At 37.0% G+C, this 7,247-nt stretch carries 10 protein-coding genes; all 10 read left to right on the top strand.

Features of this window, described 5'->3' with window-relative positions; genetic code table 11:
* The first annotated feature begins 73 nt into the window (after positions 1-73).
* The 10 genes from PGY05_RS12665 (at position 74) to PGY05_RS12620 (ending at position 7,163) form a co-directional block, all read left to right on the top strand.
* Entirely contained in the window at positions 74-553 is a 480-nt protein-coding gene (locus tag PGY05_RS12665) for a hypothetical protein (protein ID WP_270476065.1), read from the top strand.
* 21 nt (positions 554-574) lie between these two features.
* Positions 575-1,666: a hypothetical protein gene (locus PGY05_RS12660; protein ID WP_270476064.1), complete on the top strand. Its 1,092-nt coding sequence runs from the start codon at positions 575-577 to the stop codon at positions 1,664-1,666.
* A 5-nt stretch (positions 1,667-1,671) separates the two neighbouring features.
* On the top strand, positions 1,672-3,135 hold the full coding sequence (locus PGY05_RS12655) for a hypothetical protein (RefSeq protein WP_270476063.1): 1,464 nt from the start codon (positions 1,672-1,674) through the stop codon (positions 3,133-3,135).
* A 13-nt stretch (positions 3,136-3,148) separates the two neighbouring features.
* Positions 3,149-3,874: a hypothetical protein gene (locus tag PGY05_RS12650; protein WP_270476062.1), complete on the top strand. Its 726-nt coding sequence runs from the start codon at positions 3,149-3,151 to the stop codon at positions 3,872-3,874.
* Complete coding sequence (locus PGY05_RS16710) at positions 3,875-4,126, top strand: helicase-related protein (protein ID WP_334304106.1); 252 nt, start codon at positions 3,875-3,877, stop codon at positions 4,124-4,126.
* 54 nt (positions 4,127-4,180) lie between these two features.
* Positions 4,181-4,816, top strand: a complete 636-nt coding sequence (locus PGY05_RS12640; protein WP_270476069.1) for a hypothetical protein — start codon at positions 4,181-4,183, stop codon at positions 4,814-4,816.
* Positions 4,817-4,852: 36 nt separating this feature from the next.
* Complete coding sequence (locus PGY05_RS12635) at positions 4,853-5,731, top strand: GIY-YIG nuclease family protein (protein WP_055155663.1); 879 nt, start codon at positions 4,853-4,855, stop codon at positions 5,729-5,731.
* 84 nt (positions 5,732-5,815) lie between these two features.
* The gene (locus PGY05_RS12630) at positions 5,816-6,109 is read left to right on the top strand and encodes a hypothetical protein (protein WP_270476060.1); all 294 of its coding nucleotides are present in this window, start codon (positions 5,816-5,818) and stop codon (positions 6,107-6,109) included.
* Positions 6,110-6,237: 128 nt separating this feature from the next.
* A complete protein-coding gene (locus tag PGY05_RS12625; RefSeq protein ID WP_270476059.1) occupies positions 6,238-6,735 on the top strand; it encodes a YaiI/YqxD family protein in 498 nt (165 codons plus the stop codon).
* On the top strand, positions 6,732-7,163 hold the full coding sequence (locus PGY05_RS12620; protein WP_055246930.1) for a flavodoxin family protein: 432 nt from the start codon (positions 6,732-6,734) through the stop codon (positions 7,161-7,163). The genes PGY05_RS12625 and PGY05_RS12620 overlap by 4 nt, the downstream gene beginning before the upstream one ends.
* The last annotated feature ends 84 nt before the right edge of the window (positions 7,164-7,247 follow it).

Here is a 7,247-nt window from a genome sequence, read left to right as displayed (position 1 = left end):
AAGATGGATAATTCCTTACTGGCTGTAAGGGATATTAACCATAAACATATTGTAGTAGATTGGAGGAGAATTAATGCTAACCACACCATTAGGAGATATTGAAATATATTTAGATGACAACAAGGTTGAATATATGGAAAAGAATATTAGAGTATCAGAAAAACTATGTCCTGACGTTAGTGGGAGATATGCCATTAAAATTGATTTTATCCCAGATGGAAAAGTACATACAATCTCTTGTAAAATAAAGGGACATGTTTCATCTAAAAAGGATGGAATAGAACCAGGAGAGCGATTAGAATTGAAATCGTTTTACAAAGACAATACTAAATTGTCAATAGGCATGGAAGGCGAATCAGGATATTATGCGGATGGTATGTGCATCTCAGATATATATGATTACGATAACGAGTATATGGAAGACGGTGTTTTATATTTGGTTATGAAAGAAACTAAGACAACAAAGTATGTATTTGGTATTGCATGGATTGAAAATGTTACAACAGAAAACGACGTGCAGACATGGTATGGAGCAGATCCAACATTATTTTGACAAGAAAGAAGGATAATTGTTATGGGAAAACCATTTAAAGATAAATTGAAAAATGTAGGAGATTTTATTAGTGGAACTATTGCAGAGGTAGAAAAACAGGCAAAAGATAGTGAGGTGCTTGAGAAGATTTCTAAAGGGACGAAAGATGGTCTTGTGTTTGTATCAAACGGAGTAAAGGACGGAGCTGAAAAGATTACAAATGGAGCAAAAACAAGTGCTGATACGATAAAAAATGTAGTGGCTGAACATAAAAAACAGGGCATACAAGACAATAACAAAGAAAAGCAGGGAAGTCTTGATGACCAACTTCATGATGCAGTAAACAGGTATAATGCGGCATATGCAGAGTTTGAGAATAACGGCTCAGCGATTCTTAGACAGCGAGAACGATCTGTGGACTTACTGGAAAATGTTGAAAACTTAGTAAACAGTATTGCAAATCATCCAAAGAATTTTGATGTAGATTTCAAGGAGATCCAATTTTATAAAAAAGAATTCAAAGATGTATGTGATTATGCAACACAAGAACTCGATGCAGCAAAGAAATCCATGGCAGGTGTAGGTGCAGGAGTAGCCGGCGGTATGGCTGTAGCCAGCTTGGCTCCGAGTGCAGCTATGTGGGTAGCAACTACATTTGGTACAGCTTCTACAGGAACTGCTATATCAACATTGTCAGGTGTAGCCGCTACTAATACAGCTTTAGCATGGCTTGGAGGTGGTGCAGTCGCTGCCGGGGGAGGTGGAATGGCATCTGGAACTGCATTTTTGGCAATGGCCGGTCCAGTAGGCTGGACAATTGGAGGAGCTACATTATTAGCATCAATTGCTCTGTTTGCAAATAAAAAAATCAAACTTGGTAAAGAAAAAAAAGAAGAGATTGAGGCAGTATTACACAATGTTGAATTAGTTAGTGAAGTTAATGTCAAAATGCAGTCATTATTAGATAAGACGGACAAATTAAGAAGTATGTTGAATGATCAGTACGGAAATTGTATGACTTATTATGGAAAGAACTTTATAGAAATAGCAGATGAAGGGCAAATGTTATTGGGAACACTTGTGAACAATGCAAAATCTTTAGCAGCAACGCTTGGTGAAACTGTGGAGGAATAAAGTAAATGATAGAAGCTAAAAAGATGATTAAAAGTGGGCAAGAACAAGCTGTTGCTTCATGGATTAATTACCTGAATCAGGTGCGATTAGACAGATTGATGGAAGCATTGCAGAAAGAAGAATTAAATCTGAACGAAGCGATGTCTACCATTGGTGAAACACTTAAAACTATTAGCAGAGATATCGTGAATAATGGAAAAGGACGAGGCGGTCAATATGGAATGCACGGATTTATTGCTGAAGTTGCAGAATGTGGTATTGGAAATGCCAGAGAACAGATAGAAGGAAAAGCACCAATATACGAATGGATTAATGATAATGGGCCTGAAGATTTGAGAAGGGGAGCAACACTAATCCAGCAGAAATTTGTAAACGGAGGTGGGCATTTATCACTACAGGCAATTCGTATGCATTTAAATGCTTATCCTGATTTCCTTGATAATGGCGGAGTATATCAGATTCCGGAAGAACATTACGAGAAAATCAAGTGGCTGCTTTCGATTTCAGAAAAAGAAGCAAATAAAATGTCGACTTCAACAGGCGATTTTTCTCTGAAACAGTGGAGGGAAGTACATGAATTTTTTAAAAATGGTGATATTCCATTAGATAAAGTAGAACCGTCTAAATTAAAATATTCTGAAGTCCAGAAAGGCACATATGAACAAACTTTTTCAAAAGAAAAGGATAGTTTAAGAAAACGAAATCAGGAAAGAAAAGAACAGGCATATAATAAAAGTAAATCTACGTTATCTGAGGGAGCGAAAGCAACAGCAGCCGTAGCTGCAATTGAGGGTGCTATGGCGTTGTGCCTGGGAATAGCTGAAAAAAGAAAGTCTGGTAAGAAATTCAATGCTTTTGATGAGGAAGATTGGAAAGAGATTGCAGCTACTACAGGAAAGGGAACCTTGAAAGGTAGTATACGAGGAGCATCTATTTATACATTGACAAATTTTACTGCAACTCCGGCAGCTGTAGCAAGCGCAATGGTAACAGCAATATTTGGTATTGCGGAACAGGCATATCAATTAAAGCAGGGAAATGTAAATGAACAGAGATTTATTGAGAATACAGAAATGTTATGTTTAGATGCTTCAGTTAGTGCACTTTCTTCATTTGCAGGTCAAATATTAATTCCGGTTCCTGTACTTGGTGCAGTGATTGGCAATACTGTAGGAACTATGATGTATCAAATCGCAAAAGATAATCTGTCAGCCAGAGAACAGAAGATATTTGAAGAATATGCAGAAGCAGTACGTCAGCTGGATGTTTCATTACAGGATCAGTATCAGGAATTTGTTGATGAAATTGGTAAGGATACGAAGCTGTTCATGGAATTATTAAACAGGGCATTTGCACCAGACATTCGTGTAGCCTTTGAAGGTTCTATTGATTTGGCAAAATCATGTGGCGTACCAGTAGACGAGATATTAGATAGCAAAGAAAAAATAGCATCATATTTTATGGATTAAAAGAAGGCGTAATATGCATGCAATAATAAGACAAGGCAATGGAAAATATTATATTTCATCGGTATTCGGCTATTATAGTGATGTAAAATCAGAAGATGACTATCAGCGTTATCTTGAAAGAATCCATAGCACATACTATGTAGTATTCAACGAAGAAAAAACGAAATTGATAAAATGGTTTAATATACAGCCCGATACAGAATATTTAATAAAACAGGTACTGATCATAGATTCTGATGAGAGTGGGTGGATTATAAACGAACAAGATGACACGGGTGGTGTAGAATTCCTTCCAAGAGAACTGGCAGACAAAATTATTTCGGAAGGAGTTGTTCCTGATGATATTATGCAGCAATGTATAAAATTTGAAGAATCTTATATATATGAAGAGTATCGTGAGATTAAAACGAAAAAAGATATTGAAGACTTTGATTGGGCAACCGGAAATTTTCATGATGCATGTATTGAAGAACAAAAAATATCAGATGGTGGAGAACTGTATCTGAGGTTCACCGGGATATGGGGATGTCAAGTTGAAATTTGGTTTTGGGATGACTTGGAGTATTGTACGGACAGCAGAAATCCTGAATACTGGGATCCATATTGGTCATGTTCTACGCTACTATTATTCGATGGATATGTGTATTTTGTAGATGAAGAACTCGAAGTGAATGAAATTACAGATGAATACTGCTGGTTTAAAGCCAGACATATGAAATACCACATTATTCCAAATTAAATGAGATATGCAGGCGATAATTCCAAGGTAGTCATGCGTAAAGAAAATATCAGAAATGCCTTTAACTCACCAATGCGTCTATTTGTGCTTGCCACAACGTCTATTGGTCAGGAGGGTCAGGATTTTCATAATTATTGCTGTGTGGTTATGCACTGGAATCTTCCAAGTAATCCCATAGATTTGGAACAAAGAGAAGGCAGGAAGAACTTCTGGAATATTTATTCAAGGAGTTCAAGGACACAAGTGGATTGAAGAAACTGTTTATCGACTTGAGTCCATTTTCAAAGGGAAAAGAAGGTTGATGTGATGAGAATACTTTTTTGTAACATAGCGTGGATGAAGGAGTATCGAGGAAATGAAGATGGAAAGGATATTCCGTTAAATGGTGGAAGTTTTGTTGACGAGACAGGAGACGCACATGAAAAATACAATTTTACGCCGGTGAATATGGAGGGCAGGGAAGGGTTATATTGTCTGGGATTCTTCGAGACAAAATCACATAATGGTAAAGATGTCAATCAAATGCGAAGTGAGAATATTGCGGGGTGTGAGCTATTAAAAAAAGAAGAATCAGTAGATGATGTGCTTGTTGTGTATTGTGCAAAACATCCAGCACATAAGTTTACGACGGTCGTGGGATGGTATAAACATGCTACAGTTTTCAGACATTATCAAGAGGCAGTGTTTGCTCCGGAAGATATACAATATTACAATGCAATTGCAAATTCGTCTGATTGTGTTCTACTTCCTGCGGGCATCAGATCAAGAAAGGTTCAGTGGGAAGTCCCAAGAAAATCAAATGGTTGGGCTTATGGATTTGGACGGGCAAATGTATGGTATGCCAGTGAAGAGGATAGCAGGTTGCAAGATTATCTTGCAAGATTAGAAAAACAAATTAACGAATATGATGGCGAAAATTGGATTGAAAAGTATGCTGAGTAGGTGTTAAACAAAGGATAGAACGAGGGAGGAATAGCAATGGCGTATGGAAAGTCTATAGAGCTGTTTTTGGTCAATGGAACAGCGGATAGCTTGACTATAGCGGAGCTGTCAAATTGGAATGGAAAAGCAATTAAGATACCAAGAATTGAAGTGTCTTCGTGCTATAGAGAGGATATTGCTCAAGCGGGAGTATATTTCCTCTTTTGCAAAGAAGATGATGGAACAGATTCAGTATATATCGGAGAAGCGGAAAATGTAAAAGAACGTTTGTTGCAACATTTGCGAGACTATCAAGCTGAAAAAGAGAAATATTATTGGACCACGGCAGTGATTTTTATAGGGAGAGACCTGAACAAGGCATTGATTCGTTATCTTGAAAATCGATTTGTAGACATTGCAAGACAGTGTAAACGGTATCTGGTGCTTACAAAAAACACATATCGAAATACGGTGATGAAGGAATCGCAAATAGCAGTCATGGAAGAATTTATTGATAATGTGAGAATTTTGATAAGTGTTTTAGGATACAAAGTATTGGAACCTGTCAATAAACCAGCAACTATAGAAGAAAATGATGGTAACGAAATTGAAAAAGAAGAAATAAAGTTGCACTTAGAGAGAACGGTGAAGGGAATAGGAAAGATAGAAGCTGATGGTATTCGTACATCTGAAGGCTTTGTAGTGCTAAATGGGAGTCATATTGCTCCAGAGGATGATGAGACAATCTCAGCAGGTATTAAAGAAAAGAGAAGTAAAGCTAATATTGTAGAGGGTATTCTACAGGAGGATGTTTTGTTTTCAAGTCCATCTGGTGCAGCAATGTTTGTGGTAGGTAAGAGTGCTAACGGATTGACAAGCTGGAAAAATGCAGACGGTATTACACTTAAAGATATTGAAAGCGATGAAACAAAATGAAACTAATGTTATTGCGAATCGAATGAGAATTGAATGTGACTTTGTTTAAGTATACGAATGAAATTCTTGGAGTATAGGAGCAAGATGGATATGTGGAATGACATATATAAGCCTGATTCGATTGGAAGTGAGGGCGGTATGATTATTGCAGATGAGGAATATAAAGAATCGTGCAGGATAACCTTGGAAAGATGTGAAAGGTATGATGCAATTACATGTGGTGTATATGGAAGTATGATGCATACAGCTTTTTGTGATAAAAGTCATAGTCAGGAAGTATTTGATAACATGAAAAGAAATCTACAGGAATTTATTGATAAGGATACAACAGCTGAGGAAGAAGATATTTTCTATGAAGAGTTTACAAGTAAATATTGATTGGAAGATTGGTTCGATGACAGGAAAATGGAACAGATTCTGCATCAGAAACCGGTTCGGCTGAAGCGAGAGGCAGAATACGAACAGCAGAGCTTATTCTTATAATGGTTCAGAGGAGGAATAGAAAGATGCAAATATTTGTTGATGCAGATGCCTGCCCAGTGGTTGCGATCATTGAAAAGATTGCAAAAGAAAATAGTATTCCGGTAACGTTGTTGTGTGATACGAATCATGTTCTGTCATCGGCTTATAGCGAAGTGATTGTAGTTGGGGCAGGAGCAGATGCAGTAGATTATAAACTGATCAGTATCTGCCATAAAGGAGATATTGTCGTATCACAGGACTATGGTGTTGCAGCAATGGCATTGGGAAAAGGTGCTTATGCCATTCATCAATCGGGCAAATGGTACACAAATGACAATATTGATCAGATGCTCATGGAACGTCATTTGAATAAAAAAGCCAGAAGAAGTTCCCATAAGAATCATATCAAGGGACCGAAAAAACGAACAGAAGAAGATGATATAAGGTTTGCACAGTCTTTTGAAAAAATGCTCATGATGGTACAGGAGAAATTTCAAAAGAATACTAAAACAATGGAGAAAGGCAGAAAGGAAAACAAATGAGAAAAGCAATTGTATATGCATCTGTACATCATGGAAATACAGAAAAACTAGTAAAGGGCATAGCAGAAGAATGCCAGGTTGATTTGATTGATGCTGTAAAACAGCCAGATGTAGATCTGAGCAGTTATGATATGATTGGATTTGCATCAGGAATCTATTTTTCAAAATTTCATCAGTCGATATTGGGATTTGCAGAGAAGAATCTACCGGACGATAAAAAGGTATTTCTGATCTGTACTTATGGTGGAAGTGCGAATTATAAATCCATAGAGCAGATTTTGGACGAGAAGCGTTCTAAAGTGATAGGAAAATTCGGATGCAAGGGTTATGACACATTTGGTCCATTTAAAATGGTAGGTGGTATTGCAAAAGGACATCCGGATGAGGAAGATATAAAAAATACAGTTGAGTTTGTAAAAGGATTATAAGTAGTCCGCAAATAAAAAGTCAAGGCTTAATGACATTGGGCTAAATGGTTACTTTTTTGTTTGAGTTTCCAAACTTTTATGTGA

Source organism: Coprococcus sp. AF51-11b1, assembly GCF_027682785.1.
GTDB lineage: Bacteria > Bacillota > Clostridia > Lachnospirales > Lachnospiraceae > Allocoprococcus > Allocoprococcus comes.
This window is presented reverse-complemented; position numbering and strand designations above follow the sequence as displayed.